Origin of the sequence: Rhodococcus sp. DMU1 (assembly GCF_012272955.1) — a bacterium.
GTDB classification, from domain to species: domain Bacteria; phylum Actinomycetota; class Actinomycetes; order Mycobacteriales; family Mycobacteriaceae; genus Rhodococcus; species Rhodococcus aetherivorans.
Map to the genome: position 1 here is coordinate 3,629,035 of NZ_CP050952.1, position 19,801 is coordinate 3,648,835.

At 71.9% G+C, this 19,801-nt stretch carries 20 protein-coding genes; 4 read left to right on the forward strand and 16 right to left on the reverse strand.

The window, feature by feature from the left end:
* The first annotated feature begins 52 nt into the window (after positions 1–52).
* Positions 53–937: a universal stress protein gene (locus HFP48_RS16665; protein WP_168579771.1), complete on the forward strand. Its 885-nt coding sequence runs from the start codon at positions 53–55 to the stop codon at positions 935–937.
* A gap of 83 nt (positions 938–1,020) precedes the next feature.
* Here HFP48_RS16665 and HFP48_RS16670 read toward each other — a convergent pair whose 3' ends face one another.
* Positions 1,021–2,043: an extracellular solute-binding protein gene (locus tag HFP48_RS16670; protein ID WP_168579772.1), complete on the reverse strand. Its 1,023-nt coding sequence runs from the start codon at positions 2,041–2,043 to the stop codon at positions 1,021–1,023.
* Between the two features lie 99 nt (positions 2,044–2,142).
* On the reverse strand, positions 2,143–2,349 hold the full coding sequence (locus HFP48_RS16675; protein WP_006933801.1) for a hypothetical protein: 207 nt from the start codon (positions 2,347–2,349) through the stop codon (positions 2,143–2,145).
* A gap of 64 nt (positions 2,350–2,413) precedes the next feature.
* Here HFP48_RS16675 and HFP48_RS16680 point away from each other — a divergent pair, with 64 nt between their 5' ends.
* Positions 2,414–4,372 carry a glycoside hydrolase family 15 protein gene (locus HFP48_RS16680; RefSeq protein ID WP_168579773.1) on the forward strand — a complete coding sequence of 653 codons (1,959 nt, stop codon included), beginning with the start codon at positions 2,414–2,416 and terminating at the stop codon, positions 4,370–4,372.
* A gap of 4 nt (positions 4,373–4,376) precedes the next feature.
* Here HFP48_RS16680 and HFP48_RS16685 read toward each other — a convergent pair whose 3' ends face one another.
* Positions 4,377–5,309: a nitronate monooxygenase gene (locus tag HFP48_RS16685; protein ID WP_168579774.1), complete on the reverse strand. Its 933-nt coding sequence runs from the start codon at positions 5,307–5,309 to the stop codon at positions 4,377–4,379.
* 6 nt (positions 5,310–5,315) lie between these two features.
* On the reverse strand, positions 5,316–7,103 hold the full coding sequence (gene lepA / locus HFP48_RS16690) for a translation elongation factor 4 (protein ID WP_230304568.1): 1,788 nt from the start codon (positions 7,101–7,103) through the stop codon (positions 5,316–5,318).
* A 187-nt stretch (positions 7,104–7,290) separates the two neighbouring features.
* Here lepA and HFP48_RS16695 point away from each other — a divergent pair, with 187 nt between their 5' ends.
* Complete coding sequence (locus HFP48_RS16695) at positions 7,291–7,860, forward strand: type II toxin-antitoxin system PemK/MazF family toxin (protein ID WP_168579775.1); 570 nt, start codon at positions 7,291–7,293, stop codon at positions 7,858–7,860.
* Between the two features lie 12 nt (positions 7,861–7,872).
* Here HFP48_RS16695 and HFP48_RS16700 read toward each other — a convergent pair whose 3' ends face one another.
* The 4 genes from HFP48_RS16700 to HFP48_RS16715 form a co-directional block, all read right to left on the reverse strand.
* Complete coding sequence (locus HFP48_RS16700; RefSeq protein ID WP_029544368.1) at positions 7,873–8,754, reverse strand: aquaporin; 882 nt, start codon at positions 8,752–8,754, stop codon at positions 7,873–7,875.
* Positions 8,755–8,884: 130 nt separating this feature from the next.
* Positions 8,885–9,715, reverse strand: a complete 831-nt coding sequence (locus HFP48_RS16705; RefSeq protein ID WP_029544370.1) for a transglutaminase family protein — start codon at positions 9,713–9,715, stop codon at positions 8,885–8,887.
* Positions 9,716–9,723: 8 nt separating this feature from the next.
* Positions 9,724–10,695 (reverse strand): alpha-E domain-containing protein, encoded by a 972-nt coding sequence (locus HFP48_RS16710; protein ID WP_006933787.1) that lies wholly within the window; start codon positions 10,693–10,695, stop codon positions 9,724–9,726.
* Positions 10,695–12,344, reverse strand: coding sequence for a circularly permuted type 2 ATP-grasp protein (locus HFP48_RS16715; RefSeq protein ID WP_006933779.1), 1,650 nt, complete (start codon positions 12,342–12,344; stop codon positions 10,695–10,697). The genes HFP48_RS16710 and HFP48_RS16715 overlap by 1 nt, the downstream gene beginning before the upstream one ends.
* Before the next feature lie 190 nt (positions 12,345–12,534).
* Here HFP48_RS16715 and rpsT point away from each other — a divergent pair, with 190 nt between their 5' ends.
* Positions 12,535–12,795 (forward strand): 30S ribosomal protein S20, encoded by a 261-nt coding sequence (gene rpsT, locus HFP48_RS16720; RefSeq protein WP_003937021.1) that lies wholly within the window; start codon positions 12,535–12,537, stop codon positions 12,793–12,795.
* A 62-nt stretch (positions 12,796–12,857) separates the two neighbouring features.
* Here rpsT and holA read toward each other — a convergent pair whose 3' ends face one another.
* The 8 genes from holA to nadD all read right to left on the reverse strand — a co-directional run bounded on the left by holA (position 12,858) and on the right by nadD (position 19,794).
* A complete protein-coding gene (holA, locus tag HFP48_RS16725) occupies positions 12,858–13,826 on the reverse strand; it encodes a DNA polymerase III subunit delta (protein ID WP_006933777.1) in 969 nt (322 codons plus the stop codon).
* A complete protein-coding gene (locus tag HFP48_RS16730) occupies positions 13,823–15,361 on the reverse strand; it encodes a ComEC/Rec2 family competence protein (protein ID WP_043797377.1) in 1,539 nt (512 codons plus the stop codon). The genes holA and HFP48_RS16730 overlap by 4 nt, the downstream gene beginning before the upstream one ends.
* The gene (locus HFP48_RS16735; RefSeq protein WP_168579776.1) at positions 15,358–16,179 is read right to left on the reverse strand and encodes a ComEA family DNA-binding protein; all 822 of its coding nucleotides are present in this window, start codon (positions 16,177–16,179) and stop codon (positions 15,358–15,360) included. The genes HFP48_RS16730 and HFP48_RS16735 overlap by 4 nt, the downstream gene beginning before the upstream one ends.
* A gap of 92 nt (positions 16,180–16,271) precedes the next feature.
* The gene (locus HFP48_RS16740; protein ID WP_029544382.1) at positions 16,272–17,090 is read right to left on the reverse strand and encodes a DegV family protein; all 819 of its coding nucleotides are present in this window, start codon (positions 17,088–17,090) and stop codon (positions 16,272–16,274) included.
* Between the two features lie 5 nt (positions 17,091–17,095).
* On the reverse strand, positions 17,096–17,869 hold the full coding sequence (octT, locus tag HFP48_RS16745; RefSeq protein ID WP_029544384.1) for a diglucosylglycerate octanoyltransferase: 774 nt from the start codon (positions 17,867–17,869) through the stop codon (positions 17,096–17,098).
* On the reverse strand, positions 17,856–18,509 hold the full coding sequence (locus HFP48_RS16750) for a histidine phosphatase family protein (protein ID WP_006933762.1): 654 nt from the start codon (positions 18,507–18,509) through the stop codon (positions 17,856–17,858). The genes octT and HFP48_RS16750 overlap by 14 nt, the downstream gene beginning before the upstream one ends.
* A complete protein-coding gene (rsfS, locus tag HFP48_RS16755; RefSeq protein WP_006933760.1) occupies positions 18,506–19,015 on the reverse strand; it encodes a ribosome silencing factor in 510 nt (169 codons plus the stop codon). Before rsfS ends, HFP48_RS16750 begins: the two co-directional genes overlap by 4 nt.
* A complete protein-coding gene (gene nadD, locus HFP48_RS16760) occupies positions 19,012–19,794 on the reverse strand; it encodes a nicotinate-nucleotide adenylyltransferase (protein ID WP_080688406.1) in 783 nt (260 codons plus the stop codon). The genes rsfS and nadD overlap by 4 nt, the downstream gene beginning before the upstream one ends.
* Positions 19,795–19,801: the final 7 nt, after the last annotated feature.

Sequence of the window (19,801 nt, forward strand, 5' to 3'; positions counted from 1 at the left end):
CGCACGCCGGTCCTATCGGGACAGACTGGAGTCGAGGCAAGGAGGCATCGTCATGGCCACAGCACCGATTCGGCACGGGATCGTAGTCGGCATCGACGGTTCGGACGGCTCGTTCTCCGCGGCCCACTGGGCCGCATCTGCCGCCCGGATCTTCCGCGAGCCGCTGCACCTCGTCAACGTGCTGCCCGATGCGCCGAGCGCGACCGGCGGCAGATCCAAGGAGGAGTTCGCCAAGCTCCTGCAGGCCGACAGCGAACGGCTGCTCGAACGCGCCCGCCGGGCGGCGCTCGACGGCCGCACGGACGTCACGATCGAATGCAGCAGCCGGCCGGGACCGCCGGCGAAGACCCTCGTCGAACTGTCGAAGACCGCCCGCCTGCTGGTGGTGGGCCGGACCACGACCGGCGAACTGCGCTCGATGTTCGCCGGCTCCGACGTCGTCCGCGTCGCCAACCACGCCCGTTGCCCGGTCGTGGCGTGGCGGGGCGAGGGCGATCACGAGGAGGTGGACACCCGGCCGGTCGTCGTCGGCGTCGACGGCAGCGCGTTGAGCAACGCTGCCATCGAGCATGCGTTCGAGTTCGCGTCGTTCCTCGGCGTACCGCTGATCGCCGTGCACGCATGGACCGAGCAGTCGACCCTGCGGGGCTACGACGAGTCCGCCCGCTTCGTCGACTGGACGACGTACGCGGAGCAGAAGGTCGCCGACCTCGCGGAGAGCCTGGCCGGCTGGCGCGAGCGGTATCCCGACGTCGAGCTGCGGACGGAGCTCGAGCGCCGCGGCGCGATGGTGGCCCTCATCGAGCGTTCCATCGACGCGCAACTCGTCGCGGTGGGCAGCCACGGTCGCAGCACGATCGCGTCGGCTCTGCTCGGCTCCACCGGCCAGGGCCTGCTCCATCACTCCCGCTGCCCGGTACTCATCTGCCGCGAGTGACGCATGCGGCCGTGACCTCCGGTCGCGCAAGGAATTTCGAGCGCAGCAGTCCGCAGGGCGCGCGGATCCCCGGCTCCGTCGCCCTAGTTCGCCGCGTCGGCGTAGATCACGGCGATGCTGCCGGTACCGGGCCGGAACAGCTCGGCGTCGACCGTGCTCCAGCCACCGAGATCCTCGACGGTCCACAGTCTTTCGGGAGCCGGGAAGTCGTCGGCGAACTCGCGTGCGGCACCCGGGTCGGCGGGCCGGAATCCGGCCGCCGCCCACAGCCGTTGCGCCTCCCCGGTGTAGAGGAAGTCGTTGAACTCCTGGGCCGCCCGCACGTCGGGTGCGTTGTCGATCACCGCGGCGGGGCTGTCGATCCGGAGAGTGGTGGTCAGGGGGACACGCCGGACGGCGGCGCCGTCGCGCTCGAGCCGCAACGCCTCCTGTTCCGAGAGGAGCAGCACGTCGCCGGCACCCTGCACGAACGCCTCCACGGCCTCTTCGCCGCTCGCGGGCGAGGTTTCGACGTGGTCACCGACGAGCGCGGCGAGGTAGTCCAGCCCCGCCTGCGGATCGGCACCGCCGTCGCTCGTCGCGGCGTACGCGGCGAGCAGGTTCAGCTTCGCCGCACCGGAGGCCGACGGGTCGGGGGTGATCACCTCGAGACCGGGCGCGAGCAGATCGTCCCAGCCCGCCACACCCCGCGGATTGCCCTCCCGCACGACCATCGTGACGACGGACCCGTACGGGACTCCCCGGTACGCTCCCGCGTTCCAGTCCGGGTCGACGAGTCCCGCGTCGACGAGGCCGGTCAGGTCCGGCACCGATGCGAAGGTGACGAAATCGGCCGAGGCGCCGTCCACGACGGCGACGGCCTGCTGCGCGGACGGACCGGACGCGACGTCGAACCGGACGTCCTCGCCGGCCTCGGTGGCGCCGAACGCGGCGATCACCGTGTCCAGCGCCGCCCGGGCACCCTCGTGGGCGTACAGGTCGACGGTGGGCCCGGAGGCGGCCTCGGCCGCGTCGCCGCGATCGCCGGAGCCGGCCGAACACGCGGTGAGCACGACGGCCGCGATCGAGGCGAGCGCCGCGACGCGCCGGCCCGGAAGAGATTTCACGACGTACCTCCGGCGCAGGGTCAGCGGGTCAGCAGCCAGGCCACGACGACGAGAACGAGCAGGGCCAGCAGGGCCAGGGTCACGCGCGAGCGTGGCATGTCAGCGATCCTCCGTCTTCCGTTCGGACGCGGCCGGCTCTCTGCGTCCGACGGCCGCGAGCACGCCCGCGAGGGCGCGGTCGAGCAGCCAGGCCACGCCGGCGCACAACGGCACCATGACGACCAGCACCAGCGCGACCTGCGGGACGAAGGGAAGGCCGGCCAGCCACAACTCGAAGCCGTCCCACCACGATGCCACCCGATCCACGCCCCCACCCTAGTCGTCGCCGTTTCGGTGGACGCCGACGGCCGGGTGCCGGGATCATGAGGTGATGGCACAGACGTTTCCGGGGTCCGGGATCTCCTCCGCGCATTCCCACCCGCCACACCGCAGCCCGTACCCGCCGATCGACGACTACGCGTTCCTGTCGGACTGCGAAACGACATGCCTCATCGCGCGCAACGGGGCGGTGGAATGGATGTGCCTGCCCCGGCCCGACTCGCCCAGCGTGTTCGGGGCGATTCTCGACCGCAGCGCCGGGTACTTCCGCGTCGGACCGCACGACCGCACCGTGCCCGCTGCACGCCGGTATCTGCCCGGCGGACTGATCCTCGAGACCACGTGGCAGACCGAGACGGGATGGATGGTGGTGCGGGACGCGCTGGTGATGGGGCCCTGGCACGCCGTCCAGGAACGATCGCGCACTCACACCCGGACGCCGACGGACTGGGACGCCGAGCACATTCTGCTGCGCACCGTCCGCTGCGTGAGCGGGACGGTGGAACTCGACGTCAGTTGCGCGCCGGCGTTCGACTACCACCGCGCCCCGGTGCGCTGGGAGTACACGGGCAAGGTGTACGAGGAGGCCACCGCGTTCTGCACCGGCGGCGAACCCGGCGAGCATCCCGAACTGCGGCTCACCACCGACCTCCGGCTCGGGCTCGAGGGCGGCGAGGCCCGGGCACGCACCCGGATGGTCAAGGGCGACAAGGCGTTCGTCGCGCTGTCGTGGTCGGATGTGCAGTGTCCCGCTACGTTCGAGGAAGCCGCCGCGAAAATGGCGGAGACGGCCGACTTCTGGCGCGAGTGGATCACCACGGGCCGTTTCCCCGATCACCCCTGGCGGAGTTACCTGCAGGCCAGCGCCCTGACCCTCAAGGGCCTGACCTACGCACCGACCGGCGCCCTGCTCGCGGCGGCCACCACGTCTCTTCCGGAAACGCCTGGTGGAGAACGGAACTGGGACTACCGCTACGCATGGGTGCGGGATTCCACGTTCGCACTGTGGGGCCTGTACACCCTCGGCCTCGACCGGGAGGCCGACGCGTTCTTCGCGTTCATCTCCGACGCCTCCCGCAGCGAGGACGGCCGGTTGCAGCCGCTGCAGGTGATGTACGGCGTGGGTGGGGAGCGCGTGCTCACCGAATCGCAGCTCGACCACCTGTGCGGCTACGACGGGGCCCGTCCGGTGCGAATCGGCAACGATGCGTATCACCAAACGCAGCACGACATCTGGGGCGCCATGCTCGACTCGGTGTACCTGCACGCGAGGACCCGCCGGCACATGCCCCAGACCTTCTGGCCGGCCGTGCAGCGGCTCGTCGGCCAGGCCGAGGACCACTGGCGCCTGCCCGATCGCGGCATCTGGGAGGTCCGGGGAGAGCCGCAGCATTTCACCTCGTCCAAGGTGATGTGCTGGGTCGCCCTCGACCGCGGCGCGCGACTGGCGCGCATGCAGGGCCGCCCGGACCACGCCGCGCGGTGGGACGCCGTCGCCGACGAGATCAAGGCGGACATTCTCGCCCACGGCGTCGACGGGCGCGGGGTGTTCACCCAGCGCTACGGTCATCCCTCCCTGGACGCGTCCGCGCTGCTGGTCGTGCTGCTGCGGTTCCTGCCGGCCGACGACCCGCGGGTGCGGGCGACGGTCCTGGCGATCGAGGACGAACTGACCGAGGACGGCCTGGTCCTGCGATACCGGGTGGACTCCACCGACGACGGATTGACCGGCGAGGAGGGCAGCTTCACGATCTGCTCGTTCTGGCTGGTCTCCGCCCTGGTGGAGATCGGCGAGGTGGAACGGGCCCGCACCCTGTGCGAACGACTCCTCGGCTACGCCAGCCCGCTCAAGCTCTACGCCGAGGAGATCGACCCGCGCTCGGGCCGGCACCTGGGCAACTTCCCCCAGGCCTTCACCCACCTGGCGCAGATCAACGCGGTCGTGCACGTGATCCGGGCGGAGGAACAGATCGCGGCCGGGGAGTTCCTGCCCGCGCGTCCGGCGCCCTGACCCGCTACCCGAAGCGGCGCAGCAGTTCCTCCGCGCGGGTCGCGATGTCGCGGACGATCTCGCCGGCGGGCCGCTGTTCCCGCACGAGTCCGGCCGCCTCGCCCGCGTAGACCACGCCGAGCCGGGGGTCGTTGCCGTCGTACGCGGCGGCGAGAGTCTCCTCGTCGGCGCCGCGCCCGTGCCACTCGGCGGTGTAGTCGTTCGTCAGGGCCCGGCCGCCCCACCGCGCCGGCCACGGCTGGTGCCGGGCCCGGTCGAAGACGTCGGTGTAGACGGTGTCGGTGCTGCTCGCCGCGACGAGCCTGTCCCGGGCATACTCCGGGCCGACCGTCTCGGGGCTCGCCAGCAACGCGGTGCCGACGAGCGCGCCCTCGGCGCCGGCCGCGAGCACCGCGGCCAGTCCCCGTCCGGACGCGATGCCGCCGGCGGCGAGCACCGGCAGCGACGTCGATTCGAGCACCTCCTGCAGGAGCGGCAGCGTCGCGATGCGGCCGGTGTGCCCGCCGGCCTCGTGTCCCTGCGCGACGACCGCGTCGACCCCGGCGGCCTCGACGATCCGCAGGTCCTCGATCGTGTTGATCTGGGAGATCGCCAGGGCGCCCGCCGCGTGCACGCGCGGCACATAGGGCGCCGGATCGCCGAAGGACAGCGACACCACCCGGGGCCGTTCGGCCAGCACCGCGTCGAGAAGACTGTCGTCGGCGGCCAGCGACCACGTCATCAGGCCGAAACCGAGCAGCCCGCCGCCGAGTTCGCGGGCCACCGCCGACTCGGCCGCCAGCCATTGCGGGGTGTTGTAACGCGCGGCTCCGATCAGACCGAGGCCCCCCGCGCGGGTCACCTCGCCGGCCAGCCGGCCGCCGGCGCGGCCTCCCATCGGGGCGCCGAGCAGCGGGACGGTGACGCCCAGGGTGCGCGTGAGCCAGGTCTCGAGCACGGTGGGCTACTTCCCCTTCGGCTTGTCGGCAGACGCCTCGGACGAGAGCGCGGCCACGAACGCCTCCTGCGGAACGTCCACCCGGCCGATCGTCTTCATCCGCTTCTTGCCCTCCTTCTGCTTCTCGAGCAGCTTGCGTTTGCGGCTGATGTCGCCGCCGTAGCACTTGGCGAGCACGTCCTTGCGGATCGCGCGGATGTTCTCCCGGGCGATGATCTTCGACCCGATCGCCGCCTGCACCGGGACCTCGAACTGTTGCCGCGGGATGAGCTCCTTGAGTTTGGTGGTCATCTTGTTGCCGTACGCGGCCGCCGCGTCCTTGTGCACGATCGCACTGAACGCGTCGACGGCCTCGCCCTGCAACAGGATGTCCACCTTCACCAGCGCGGCTTCCTGCTCGCCGGCCTCCTCGTAGTCGAGGCTGGCGTAGCCGCGGGTGCGGGACTTCAGCGAGTCGAAGAAGTCGAAGATGATCTCGGCCATCGGCAGGGTGTAGCGCAGCTCGACGCGGGTCTCGGACAGATAGTCCATGCCGCCGAGCTCGCCGCGCCGCGACTGGCACAGTTCCATGATCGAACCGATGAACTCGCTCGGGGAGATGATCGTGCACTTGACGATCGGCTCGTAGATTTCGCGGGCCTTGCCCTCGGGCCAGTCCGACGGGTTGGTGACGATGTGCTCCTGCCCGCCCTCGAGCACCACGCGGTAGACCACGTTGGGGGCGGTGGAGATCAGGTCGAGGCCGAACTCGCGCTCGAGCCGCTCCCGGGTGATCTCCATGTGCAGCAGGCCGAGGAAGCCGCACCGGAATCCGAAGCCCAGAGCCACCGACGTCTCGGGTTCGTAGGTGAGCGCGGCGTCGTTGAGCTGCAACTTGTCGAGGGCGTCGCGCAGGACGGGGTAGTCCGACCCGTCCACCGGGTACAGGCCGGAGTAGACCATCGGGCGGGGCTCGCGGTAGCCGGTGAGCGGCTCGGCGGCGCCGCCGCGGGCAGAGGTGACGGTGTCGCCGACCTTCGACTGGCGCACGTCCTTCACGCCGGTGATGAGATAGCCGACCTCGCCGACGCCGAGACCGGCGGTGGCCTTCGGCTCGGGCGAGACGATGCCCACCTCGAGCAGCTCGTGGGTGGCGCCGGTGGACATCATCTTGATCTTCTCGCGGGGCACGATCTTGCCGTCGACCACACGCACGTACGTGACGACGCCGCGGTAGGTGTCGTACACCGAGTCGAAGATCATCGCGCGGGCCGGCGCGTCGGGGTCGCCGACCGGCGGCGGCACCTGCCGGATCACCTCGTCGAGCAGTTCCGGCACGCCCACGCCGGTCTTGCCCGACACGCGCAGCACGTCCTCGGGCTCGCAGCCGACGATGTGGGCGAGCTCGGCGGCGTAGCGGTCCGGGTCGGCCGCGGGCAGATCGATCTTGTTCAGGACCGGGATGACCGTCAGATCCTTGTCGAGAGCGAGGTAGAGGTTCGCGAGGGTCTGCGCCTCGATGCCCTGGGCGGCGTCGACGAGGAGCACCGCGCCCTCGCATGCCTCGAGCGCACGGGAGACCTCGTACGTGAAGTCCACGTGCCCGGGCGTGTCGATGAGGTGCATCACGTAGTCCTCGCCGTCGACCTGCCACGGCAGCCGCACGTTCTGGGCCTTGATGGTGATCCCGCGCTCGCGCTCGATGTCCATCCGGTCGAGGTACTGGGCCCGCATCTGGCGCTCCTCGACCACACCGGTGAGCTGCAGCATGCGGTCCGCGAGCGTCGACTTGCCGTGGTCGATGTGCGCGATGATGCAGAAGTTCCGGATCTTCGCGGGGTCCGTGAACGTGGTGTCGGCGAAGGTGCTGATGTCGGGCTCCTGACTCGGACGGGCAGCGGCCCTGGCGGGACGCGGTCACCCCTGCAGAATATCCAAGTCGCGGCGGGTCCGGTCCCGCGGCCGCACCTGCGCGGCCCCGCACGCCGCTAAGCTCGCCGACGTGGCTGGCACATGGAAGAAACTGGGCAGGCAACTGGGACGGCTCGCGGTCGAGCAGGGACCGCGATTGCTCGAGCAGGTGCAGCGCTCCGGCGCCCTCGACCGGGCCCGGACCGCGCTCGGCTCCGGTGCCGCCGGCACCGCCCGGCCGGTCCCGAAGCCCGGCCGCCCGGTGACCTCCCACACCGCTCCCACCGCGCAGCGCGCCCGGCGGATCGCCTACGCCCCCGACCTCGACGGCCGCGCGGACCCCGGCGAGATCGTGTGGACGTGGGTGGCCTACGAGGAGGACGCGACCCAGGGCAAGGACCGGCCCGTGCTCGTCGTCGGACGCAACGGTGGCACCCTGCTCGGCCTGATGCTGTCGTCGAACAACGACCGGGACGGTCACCGCGACTGGCTGGCGCTGGGCAACGGCAACTGGGACGCGGGCAGCCGGCCCAGCTGGGTCCGCCTGGACCGCGTGCTGGACGTGCCCGAGGAAGGCATCCGGCGCGAAGGCGCGGTGCTCGACCGGGCCCGGTTCGAGCAGGTCGCCGCGCGCCTTCGCGCCGAGTACGGCTGGCAGTAGCCGGCCCTCGCCTTACCGCCGGCGGGCGCCCGCCACCCGCGCCGTGGACGGCCGCAATCCGGCGAACCGCCCGAACAGCGACCGGTAGACCAGCGCCCCGAGGGCGCCGCCGATCAGCGGGAACAGGATGAACAGCCAGAGCTGTCCGAGCGCGCCGTCCTGGTACGGCGCGACCGCGATGCTCCGCGCCGGATTGACCGAGGTGTTGTCGATCGGGATCGAGACCAGGTGGATCACCGCCAGGGTGAATCCGATCGACACCCCGGCCAGCAGGACGTCCGAGGCCTGGTCCGTCGCGGCGAGCACCACGAACACCAGCAGCGCGGTCAGCAGCACCTCGACGACCATGGTCGCCCCGATCCCGTAACCCTCGACGAGCACACCGCCGAGCGGGCCCTCCACCGCCGACGGGCTGTGCGGGCCCCAGCCGTTGGCGCCGAGCCCCTGCGCGGCCCGGTCGTAGGTGGGCAGCGACTGCGCCACCGAGTAGATCGTCACGCCCGCGACGAGGCCGCCGAGGACCTGGGCCACGACGTAGAACACCGCCCGCTTGAGGGTGACCTGGCCGATCGCGAGCTGGCCGACCGTCACCGCCGGGTTCACATGGCATCCGGAGATCGGCCCGATGGCGTAGACGAGGAACAGCAGGGTCAGCCCGAACGCCAGCGCGACGCCGAGATTGCCGACCTTGTCCCCGGCGAACACCGCCGTGCCGACCGCGGAGAAGACCAGCACGAACGTGCCGATCGCCTCCGCGGCGTACTTCTTGGCGTCCGAGAATTCGTCCTTCTCCACGGCCTCGAGCGCGGTCTCGTGCTCGGTCTCGTGCTCGGCGGCCCCGGGTGCCCGGTCCGCCGCCCGGCCCTCGTGGCCCGTCTCGCGTTCGTTCGTCATGCGCCCACCTCGCGTCGTGCGGTCCCGCGGGACCGGATCCGATGTGTCGAACTTCGGCACTGGCGAGCACCGCGGGTCGAAGACGGGCTCACAGGCCGCACAGCACTACCGCAACAAGACACAGCGGACACTACGCAAGCCGGGTGACCTCCACAACAACGTCGAGTGCCGTCGAACCGCCGCCGGAGTAGATGCCCTTCAGCGGCGGCACGTCCGCGTAGTCCCGGCCGGTACCGACGGACACGTGCTGTTCACCGACGACCGTGGCGTTGGTCGGGTCGTAACCCCACCACGAACCGGTCCAGGCCTCGACCCACGCGTGCGACTCCCCCGCGACGGTCGCCCCGACGGGGGCAGCGGCCGTCGGATGCAGGTATCCCGACACGTACCGGCTGGGAATTCCCATGCCGCGCAGCAGGAGCAGCGTCAGGTGCGCATAGTCCTGGCAGACCCCCTCGCGTTCCTCGAAGGCCTGCACGGCCGAGGTGTGCACCCCCGTCGTGCCGGGGACGTAGGACATCTCGTCGTGCACCCACTGCGCCGCGGCCAGCACCGCGGCCACCGGATCGGCACCCTTGGCGATCTGCCGGGCGACCCTGGCGAGACCGCGATCGGCCGGCACGTACCGCGACGGCAGCAGCACCTCGTCGTAGCGGTCCCGGTTCTCCTCGCTGCGCAGTTCGTCCCATCCGATCGCCTCGTCGGGCACCGCGGTCTCCTCGGTCTCCACCACCGACAGTCCGGTCACCTCCAGCGAGGTGTGCGGCGCGTGCAGGTCGAACGCGGTCACCGCCGTGCCCCAGTAGTCGACGTACCGGTACGACCGTGTCGCCGGGGTGGTCTCGACCCGGTTGAGCACGACGGTCTGCCGGCTGTCCGCGCGGGGCGTGAGCCGTACCTCGTTGTACGACGAGGTGACCGGCGCGTCGTACGCGTACCCCGTCTTGTGGACCACTCGCATCCGCCAGGTCACAACTCACCCTCCACGATCGTCTCCCCCTGTGCCGCGCCGGCATCGGTCCAGGCCACCCACGGCGCTGCGTGGAAGTACTGCAGCGCGATCGCCTCGCCGACCTGCCGGCACATCTCCTGCAGCGACTGCAGGCGCGTCTGCAGATCCTCGAGCAGCCGTCCGGGGGCGAGGAACTCGAGTTCGCTGCGGGCACGGCCGAGCAGACGTTGCGCCTCGTCCCGGGCACCGATCCGGCTGTGCGGATGCCGGTCGAGCGCACCGAGGCACCGCTCGGCCTCGCTGATGGCGAAGAACACCGACCGCGGGAACAGCCGGTCCAGCAGCATGAATTCGAGCACCAGGCTCGCGTCGAGGGCACCGCGGTAGGTGCGCAGGTAGGTGTCGTGACCACCGACCGACCGCAGGACCGTCGCCCACGTCGGCGAGCCCGGGCGGTCGCCCGCCCGGGAGAGCAGCAGCCGTACCACCATGTCGACGCGTTCGATGGACCGGCCCAGCAGCAGGAAGCGATAGCCGTCGTCGCGGCTGAGCGTCGAGTCCGCCAGGCCCGCGAACATCGCCGCACGCTCCTCGACGTACCGGAAGAACTCGTGCGGTCCGAGCCGCTGGGCGGCCCGCTTGCGCTCGGCGAGACCGTTGTAGGTGGCGTTCAGGCACTCCCACATCTCGCTGGAGGTGACCTCGCGGGCGCCGCGGGCGTTCTCGCGCGCGTGCGCGACGGAATCGACGATCGACCCCTGCCCCTGCCGGTCGAACGCGATCAGGTCGACCACGGTGGACACGTCCAGCACGCCCGGCGGCTCGGCGAATCCGAGTACCCGCAGCAGCTGCCGGCAGGTGCGGTCGGGGTCGACCGTGGAGTCCTCGAGCAGCTGGTGCACCGCGACGTCCATGATGCGGGCGGTGTCGTCGGCGCGTTCGACGTAGCGGCCGATCCAGAACAGGGACTCGGCATTGCGGGCCAGCATCAGCGCCCACCCCCGAGCCCGCTCTGCTGCTGCTGTTGTTGCTGTTGCTGTTGCGGGCCGCCGATGTCGGGTCCGTGCTCGACCTGCGCGCCGTGCGCCGGCCGGTCGACCACCTGGGCGCCGCCGAGTTCTCGTTCCTCCCCGGAACTGCGCGCGGCGAGCACCCACGTGTCCTTGCTGCCGCCGCCCTGGCTCGAGTTCACCACGAGCGACCCTTCGGGCAGCGCGACGCGCGTGAGACCGCCGGGCAGCACCCACACCTCCTCCCCGTCGTTGACGGCGAAGGGCCGCAGGTCCACGTGACGCGGCGCGAGCCGGTCCCCCACCCGGGTGGGAACGGTGGACAACTGCACGACGGGCTGGGCGATCCAGCTGCGCGGGTCGTTGCGGATCTTGCGGGTCATGGTCTTCAGCTCGGCGGGCGAGGCGTCGGGACCGAACACGATGCCGTACCCGCCGGAGCCTTCCACCGGCTTGATCACGAGTTCGTCGAGACGGTCGAGCACCTCCTCGCATTCCTCGTCCAGCCAGCAGCGCAGCGTGTCGACGTTGGGCAACAGCGGCTTCTCGCCGAGGTAGTAGTCGATGATCTCGGGGACGTAGGTGTAGACGAGCTTGTCGTCGCCGACACCGTTGCCGACGGCGCTCGAGATCACGACGTTGCCGGCGCGGGCGGCGTTGAGGATGCCGGCGACGCCGAGCACGGAGTCGGGACGGAACTGCATCGGATCGAGGAAGGCGTCGTCGATCCGGCGGTAGATCACGTCGACCTGCCGTTCGCCTTCGGTGGTGCGCATGTAGACCGCGTTGTCACGACAGAACAGGTCCCGGCCCTCGACGAGTTCGACACCCATCTGCCGGGCCAGCAGGGAGTGCTCGAAATACGCGGAGTTGGCCACGCCGGGGGTCAGCACCACCACGGTCGGGTCGGCGGCGTTGAGCGCGGCGGCCGCCCGCAGCGCCCGCAGCAGGTGCGAGGCGTAGTCGCCGACGGGACGCACCCGGTGCTCGCGGAACAGGTCCGGGGCGATCCGGGCCATCACCCGCCGGTTCTCCATGACGTACGACACCCCGGACGGCGAGCGCAGATTGTCCTCGAGGACCCGGAACGTGCCGTTCTCGTCGCGGATCAGGTCGATGCCCGCGACGTGGATCCGGACGCCGTTGGGCGGGACGATGCCGACGGCCTCGCGGTGGAAGTGCTCGCACGAGGTCACCAGCCGCTTGGGGATGACGCGGTCGCGGAGGATGTGCTGCTCGCGGTAGACGTCGTCGAGGAACATCTCGAGCGCCTTCACCCGCTGGGTGATGCCCCGTTCGAGGCGGGCCCACTCCGCCGCCGCGATGACCCGGGGCATCAGGTCGAGCGGGAAGGGCCGCTCCTGTCCGGACAGGGAGAAGGTGACGCCCTGGTCGGTGAAGGCGCGGCCGAGGGCCTCGGTGCGCGCCGCGAGCTCGTCGGCGCCGGTGGAGACGAACCGTTGGTGCAGCCGCCGGTAGGGGGCTCGCACCCCACCGGCCTCGTCGAACATCTCGTCGAACGCGAGCGTGTAGCCGGGCACGTCGCGATAGCCGTCGAACACCCCGTCGGAACGCCTGCGCGAGCGGGAGCGGTCGGGGGGTCGGGCGACGGTTGTTCGGCTGCTCATGCCCGAAATCCTGCTACAGGATGCCGGGCTGTGCAGTGCCGGAAACCCGCTTGTCACCTGCCCGTCACCACCGGCGGTTCCGGCGCCCGGTTTGGGGTTTGCGACAGGCCGCTGGTATCGTGGTCCGTCGGTGCCGTAGTGCGCCCAGAGCTTTCCGACCAACTACCAGCAAGACGACAGGATTTTACGCGTGGCCAACATCAAGTCCCAGGTGAAGCGGATCCGCACCAACGAGCGCAACCGACTCCGCAACCAGTCGGTCAAGTCCTCGCTGCGCACGGCGATCCGTTCCTTCCGCGAGGCCGCGGCCGCCGGTGACAAGGACAAGGCCACCGAGCTCCTCGTCTCCACCAGCCGCAAGCTCGACAAGGCTGCCAGCAAGGGCGTGATCCACGCCAACCAGGCCGCCAACAAGAAGTCCGCCCTGGCCAAGGTCGCCAACGGACTCTGAGGTAGAACGCAAGCTCTGCTCCGGAAGCCGCCCCGTCCCTCGGACCGGGCGGCTTCCGTCGTCTAGTGGGTCCGGCCGGCCAGCCCCGCGACGCGGCGCACGGCGCGCTCCACCGCGTAGTCGGCGTCCGCGGCCGCGCCCTTGACGTCGGCATTGAGGTCGGCCACGACCTGCAGCGCCGCCCCGATCGATCCCGGGTCCCACGCGCGTGCCTGGGCCTGAGCCTTCTTCACCTTCCACGGAGGCATCCCGAGCTCGGATGCCATCTTGAACGGGTCCCCGCGCCCGGCCGAGCCGACCCGCGCGATCGTGTGGACAGCATCCGCGAGGGCGTCGGCGAGCAGGACGTGCGCGACGCCCCGATGCGTCGCCCACCGCAACGATTCCAGCGCCCCCGGCTCGTCGCCCGCCACGGCCTTCTCGGCCACCTCGAACCCGGTGACCTCGGCCTTGCCGGAGTAGTAGCGCTGCACGGCTGCGGCGTCGATCTTGCCGCCCGTGTCGGCGACCAGCTGGCTGCACGCCGCTGCCAGCTCCCGCAGGTCGGAGCCCACGGCGTCGATGACCGCCTGTACGACCTCCGGCGCGACCCGCACACCCGCCGCGCGAAACTCCGCACGCACGAAGTCCACCCGCTCGGCCGCCTTGGTGATCCTGGCGCACTCGTGGGTCTCGGCGCCGCACTTCTGCAGGGCGCCCACCATGGCCTTCGCGCGGCCGCCGCCACTGTGCAGGACGACCAGGGAGACCCCCTCGGGCGGTTCGGTCGCCGCATCGAGGATCAGCGCGACGGCGTCCTTGCCGGCCTCCGCGGCGGATTCGAGGACGACCACCCGGTCCTCGGCGAACAGCGACGGGCTCAGCAGCTCGGCGAGTTCGGCCGCGCCGGCGTCCCCGGCGCGCAGCCGCGAGACGGGCAGCTCGGACCCCGCACCCGTCCGCGCCCGGACGTCACCGACGATCCGCGCGACGGCGCGTTCGACGAGGAGGTCTTCGTCACCGAGCACGAGATGCAGCTGCGGGTTGCTCACGGGTCGATCGTGCCACGACGGCCGGACATCACCGCCGGTGCCCCGGGCCGGCGTCCACGCCACAGTCGCGGCAGGCACCGGGCGGCGACGAGCCCGCCCCCGACGGCGACTGCTCCGCCCACGCCTCCGGGCACGGGCACCTCGGCCAGGGGCAGGTCGGCCGCGCGGTCCGCCACCTCGAGGATCCACCACAGCATGGGTGCGGTGCCGCGGGCGAGCAGCTCCGCCGCCGTCGGCGACGCCGTGGAGACCACCGCGACGGTGGTACCGAGCACGGTCAACGGCGGAAGTACCGGCGCGACGAGGATGTTGGCCGCGACCGCCACGACGCTGACGGTGCCGGACAGTGCGGCGACGATCGGGGCGGTCACGACGAACGCGGCCGCCGAGACGGCGCACACCTCCGCCGCCGAGCGGGGCCAGCCGCGGGCACGGAGCCGGGTCACCCAGGCCGGCGCCACCAGCACCAGCCCGGCGGTGGCCGCGACCGACAGGGCGAACCCGACGTCCGTCGCGAGTTCCGGTGCGGCGACGAGCAGGGCGCCGACCGCGCCCGCGAGGGCCGGCAGGCCGTGCCGGCGCCGGCCCGTCACCAGAGCGAGCAACCCGATCGCTCCCATCGCGGCGGCGCGCAGCACACTCGGCGACGGGCGCACGACGACGACGAACGCCACCAGCGCGACCGCCGCGAGCGCCGTGCCGGTGCGGGGGCCGAGGCCGAGGCCCCGCACGGCGAGGAGCACCGCGCCGAGGACGATGCTGACGTTGGCCCCGGACACCGCGGTCAGGTGGGTCAGTCCCGCCACCCGGAAGCTCTCCCGGACGTCGTCGGACAGCCGTGAGGTGTCGCCGACGACGAGGCCCGGCAAGAGCCCGGCCGCAGCGGGCGGGAGCACCGCTCCGGACGCCGAGGCGAGCCGCTCGCGGATCCGTCCCGCCCACTGCTGCACCTGCGAGGGGGCCTGCACCGATCGGGGCGGGCCGTCGACACGGACCACGGCCACCGTCAGATCCGCGCCGTCCGGTTCGGCGAGCCGTCCGCGCAGGGTGATCCGCTGGCCCGGCAGCAGCTCCGCCCACTCGTCGACAGGGGCGAACACCACGACGGCGCCGCCGCCCGAGTACCGGTCGGGTCCCAGCTCGGCGCGGTGCAACGTTGCCGGCACCAGCACCTGGTCCCCACCGAACGCACTGTCTCCCAATCTTTTCGGGTCCTCCGTCGGTTCGACCACCAGGGTGGCCCAGCCGGCGCGCGCGGCCGCGGCGGCGAGCGGATGCGTCTCGGCCGCCCACACCCGCAGTGCGACCGCCGCCGAGAATCCGGCAGCGACGACGAGAGCGGCGAGCAGCGGCCGGGCCGCGGCACGAAGCCGTCGTCGCCGTGCCACGACGACCGTGGCCACCGCGCACACGGCGGCCGTCGCCGCGATCCCGAACGAGACCCGCCAGCCGGCGTGCAACCCGAGCGCGGTTGCGGCCCACGCCGCGACCGCGCCCGGCACCAGTCGCGCGTCGTCGCGGTCGGGCGCGGTCACACCACGACCAGCGTCCGCAGGCGTGCCAGCCGAGCGGGACCGATCCCGTCGACCTCGGCGAGCTGTTCGACGTCGGTGAACGGCCCGTTGTCCCGGCGCCACGCGACGATCGCGGCCGCGGTGACGGGACCGACGCCGGGCAGCGCATCGAGCGTCGCCTCGTCGGCGGTGTTGAGGTTCACCGGCCCCGCCCCGGGGGGTGCGCCGGGCTCCCCGACCCCACCCTCGCCGCCGGAGCCGGACACCCCGCTCGCCGGCGGAACCGGCGGCGACGCACCCACCACGACCTGGTCTCCGTCCGCGAGCCGCTGCGCCAGATTCAGGGTGGTCAGGTCCGCACCGTCGAGGGTGCCGCCCGCGGCGGCGAGGGCGTCGGCGACCCGCGCGCCGGGCGCGACCCGCACCAGGCCGGGCTTGCCCACCAGGCCCACCACGCTGACCACCACCTCGTCCGGCGCCGTGTCCTGCCGGGACGCAACGGGGTCGGCCGCCGGTGCCGCAACCTCCACCGCCGGCAGCGGCGGTACCGGCTCCGCGACGGGACGATCGCCCCAGACCACGACGAGTGTGGCCAGCACCGCCACGACACCGACCGCGGCGAGGGCCCCGGCCCCACCCCGGCCGGTCTGCCAGCGCGCCGCGCGCAACCGCTCGAGCGGACCCGGCGGCTCGACGGTGCCGGCCGGGTCGTACCACGGGTGCGGCTCGTCGTCCGCCTGGTGCGGGATCGTCGGCGCTGCCGATGCCCGATCGCCGGCGGACCGGGCGATCGCGTCGAGCCGGCTGCGCACGAGATCGTGCTCGTCGCTGCTGCCCATGGCGCGACGCTAACCGGATCCGGCCGCCGTCCACGCGGCCGCCGAAGCGATCCGGCGAATCTGTGGATGAATCGTGTGCCTGTGGACAACCCCTACGCGCGGGAGACGACCACCCCGACGGCGCCGGGACCGACGTGTGCGCCGAGAACCGCGTCGAGTTCGGACACCGACAGCGCGGTGCCGGCGGGCAGCCGCTCGGCGAGCTGCGCGACGAGCTGTTCGGCGCGTTCGGGGGCCTCGCGGTGGTGGACGGCCACCGCGGTCACCGGGTCCGCGGTGTCGACGACGCCGTCGACCAGCTTCGCCATCGCCTTGGTCATGGTGCGGGTCTTCTCCCGCAGCACCAGCCGGCCGTCGACGAGGTGGAGCACCGGCTTCATCGCCAGAGCGGTGCCCAGCAGGGCCGTGGCGGTGCCGATGCGGCCGCCACGGCGCAGATGGTCGAGCCGGTCGACCACCAGCAGGGTCCGGCTGCGGGCGGCGACCTCCACAGCCCGTTCGTAGACGGCCCGCACGCTCGCACCGGACCGGGCCAGCTCCGCCCCCGCCAGGGCAGCGAATCCCAAACCCATTGCGGTGGTTCGACTGTCGACCAGCTGTACCCGGTCACCGAGGGCGTCGGCGGCGTAGCGGGCGGCCGACCAGGTACCCGACAGCTCACGGGACAGGTGCACGGCGACCACGCCGTCGCCACCGCTGTCCGACAGCGCCTCGGCGTACGCCTCCGTCAGTTCGGCCGGGGAGGGACCGGAGGTGGTGACGCCGGACAGGTCGGCGGGCAGATCGTCCACGCCCTCGCGCAATTCGACACCGTCGACGATCACGTGCAGCGGCACGACACGGATGTCGTACCGCTCCACCATTTCCGGGTCGAGACAGCACGACGAGTCGGTCACCACTACTACAGACACGCCGCCTACCGTATGTCCTCCGCGGCGGCGCGCGCATCCCGGCGCACCATCCGTACCGCCTCGAGAACCGCGGCGGCCACCTCGCTGTGCCCGTCCCAGCCCCAGTGGATGCCGTCCGGGTTCGCCGCGCCGGAGTGGATGTCCGCGTGCACGGCCTCGCCGAGATCGACCAGGGGAACCGACTTTTCGGACGCCCAGCGGTTGATCGCCCGGGCCGCGGCGGGACGGCCGCGGTGCACGGCGCGGTACTGCTCGCTGCGATGCACCGACGGCAGCGTGCCGATCACGGGCAGGTCCGGCCGCATGTACGCCAGCGACTCGCGGATGGTTTCGAGGTAGTCCACGCTGACCCGGGGCGGCAGGGCCACCGGCCAGCCGAGGGGCGAGAGCCGGGGCTGCAGCCATCCGTAGGTCTCCCGCACGACGCGGCGCAGGCGCGGCGGCCGCACGTAGCGCAGGGTCTCCCGCAGCGCCGTCGGCAGAGGGGACGGCAGGGTGTCCATGCCGCCCACGGCCAGCACGACGGCACCGGCCCGCGGGATCGTCGCCCACACGCGTGGATCCTGCGTCATCGCCCACCACGCGTCGCGTGTCGTCCACCCGATCCGCGCGACGAGTTCGACGTCCCAGTCGAGTTCCCGCGCCACGATGTTCGGCCAGATCCGCGGATGGTCCGCCGGCAGTCCGCCCTTCGGGCCGTAGTAGCTGAGCGAGTCACCGATCACGAGCAGCGTCGGCCGCTGCGGCCCGGCCACCGGCCGTGGGTCAGAGGACGTCATCGGCCGCCACCGTAGCCGTCGCGTTCCACACGTCGAGCCGCCACGCGGGCTGGTCCCCGTATCCGCTGAGCTGGACCCAGCCGGTGTTGCCGAGTCCGCCGAGGACCGGCCACCGGTCGACCGGGAGATCGAGCAGTGCGGCGGTCAGTGCCGCGATCAGTCCGCCGTGCGCGACGACGATGATCGGCCGCTGCACCCACTGCTCGTGTTTGTCGAGCAGTTCCTGGATCACCGGGGCGCTGCGCCGGGCCACGTCGACCCGGCTCTCCCCCTCGGGAGGCGCCCAGGTGGCGTCGGCCCGCCACGCTGCCCGCGCCCCCGGGGACACCGAGTCCACGTCGTGGTGGGTCAGGCCCTGCCACCGGCCGAGGTGGGTCTCGCGCAGCCGCGGATCGATCGCCACCGGCAGGCCGGCCTGGTCACCGAGTTCGACGGCGGTGTCGTAGGCGCGCCGCAGATCGGAGGAGACGATCGCCACGGGCCGGTGCTCGACGAGGATCCGGGCGGCGGCCACGGCCTGACGCCGCCCCAGCTCGGACAGCTCGGTATCGAGCTGCCCCTGCATCCGGCTGGTGGCGTTGTACTCGGTCTGCCCGTGACGCACCAGGATCAGGCGCCGGACCGGTACCCGATGGGTCACCGGTCGCCCGGCGTGTCGTCCGCGGTGGGCGTGGCGTCGTCGGCCGCGGGCGACCCCGCGCCGGTGTCGTCGGCCGCGGGCGACCCCGCGCCGGTGTCGTCGGCCGCGGGCGACCCCGCGCCGGTGTCGTCGGCCGGCGCGGGAGCGCCGATGCCGTCGACGGTGATCACCGGGCAGTCCTTCCACAGCCGGTCGAGTGCGTAGAAGTTGCGTTCGTCGTCGTGCTGGATGTGTACCACCACGTCGACGTAGTCCAGCAGCGTCCAGCGACCCTCGCGGGTGCCCTCGCGCCGCACGGGCTTGTGGCCTGCCAGCCGCAGCTTCTCCTCGACGTTGTCGACGATGGCGTTGACCTGACGCTCGTTGGCCGCGGAGGCGATCACGAAGCAGTCGGTGATGACCAGTTGCTCGGACACGTCCAGCACCACGACATCGGTGGCCAGTTTCTCGTCGGCCGCGCGGGCCGCGATGCGTGCCATCTCGATGGCTTCTGCAGTTGCCGTCACTGCGTGGTCTTCCTCTCGGGGTGGGGGTGGGACTCGGGGTGGGGGTGGGACTCGGCGTGGGGATATGACACGGTCGCCGCCCCGTCGAGGCGCCGCGAGTTCGCGGGCCGGTACAGGTTGCGCTTGGTGATGTACTGCACCACCCCGTCCGGCACCAGGTACCAGATGGGCCTGTGGTCACGCACCCGCGTCCGGCAGTCGGTCGAGGAGATCGCCAGCGCGGGGATCTCGACGAGACCGACGGTGTCGGCGGGCAGTTTCTCGAGGTGTTCGGCGAGATGCTCGACGTGCAGGTCGTAGCCCGGACGCGACACTCCCACGAACCGGGCCAGCTCGAACAATTCGGTCCAGTTCTGCCACGACAGGATCGAGGCGATCGCGTCGGCGCCGGTGATGAAGTACAGCTGGGCGTCGGGCATCAGCGAACGCAGGTCGCGCAGCGTGTCGACAGTGTAGGTGGCCTTGTCCCGCTCGATGTCGACCCGGCTGACGGAGAACCGCGGATTCGAGGCGGTCGCGATGACCGTCATCAGATAGCGGTCCTCGGCCGTGCTGACCTCGCTCCCCGACTTCTGCCACGGCTGTCCGGTGGGCACGAACACGACCTCGTCGAGGTCGTACCGGTCGGCCACCTCGCTGGCTGCGACGAGGTGCCCGTGGTGGATGGGGTCGAAGGTGCCGCCCATGACACCGACGCGACGTCGTGTGTCACCGACGCCGTGTCGTGTGTCACCGTCGCGACGTCGCGGCGCCGGATTCGGGGCGGATGGCTCATGCACGATTGTC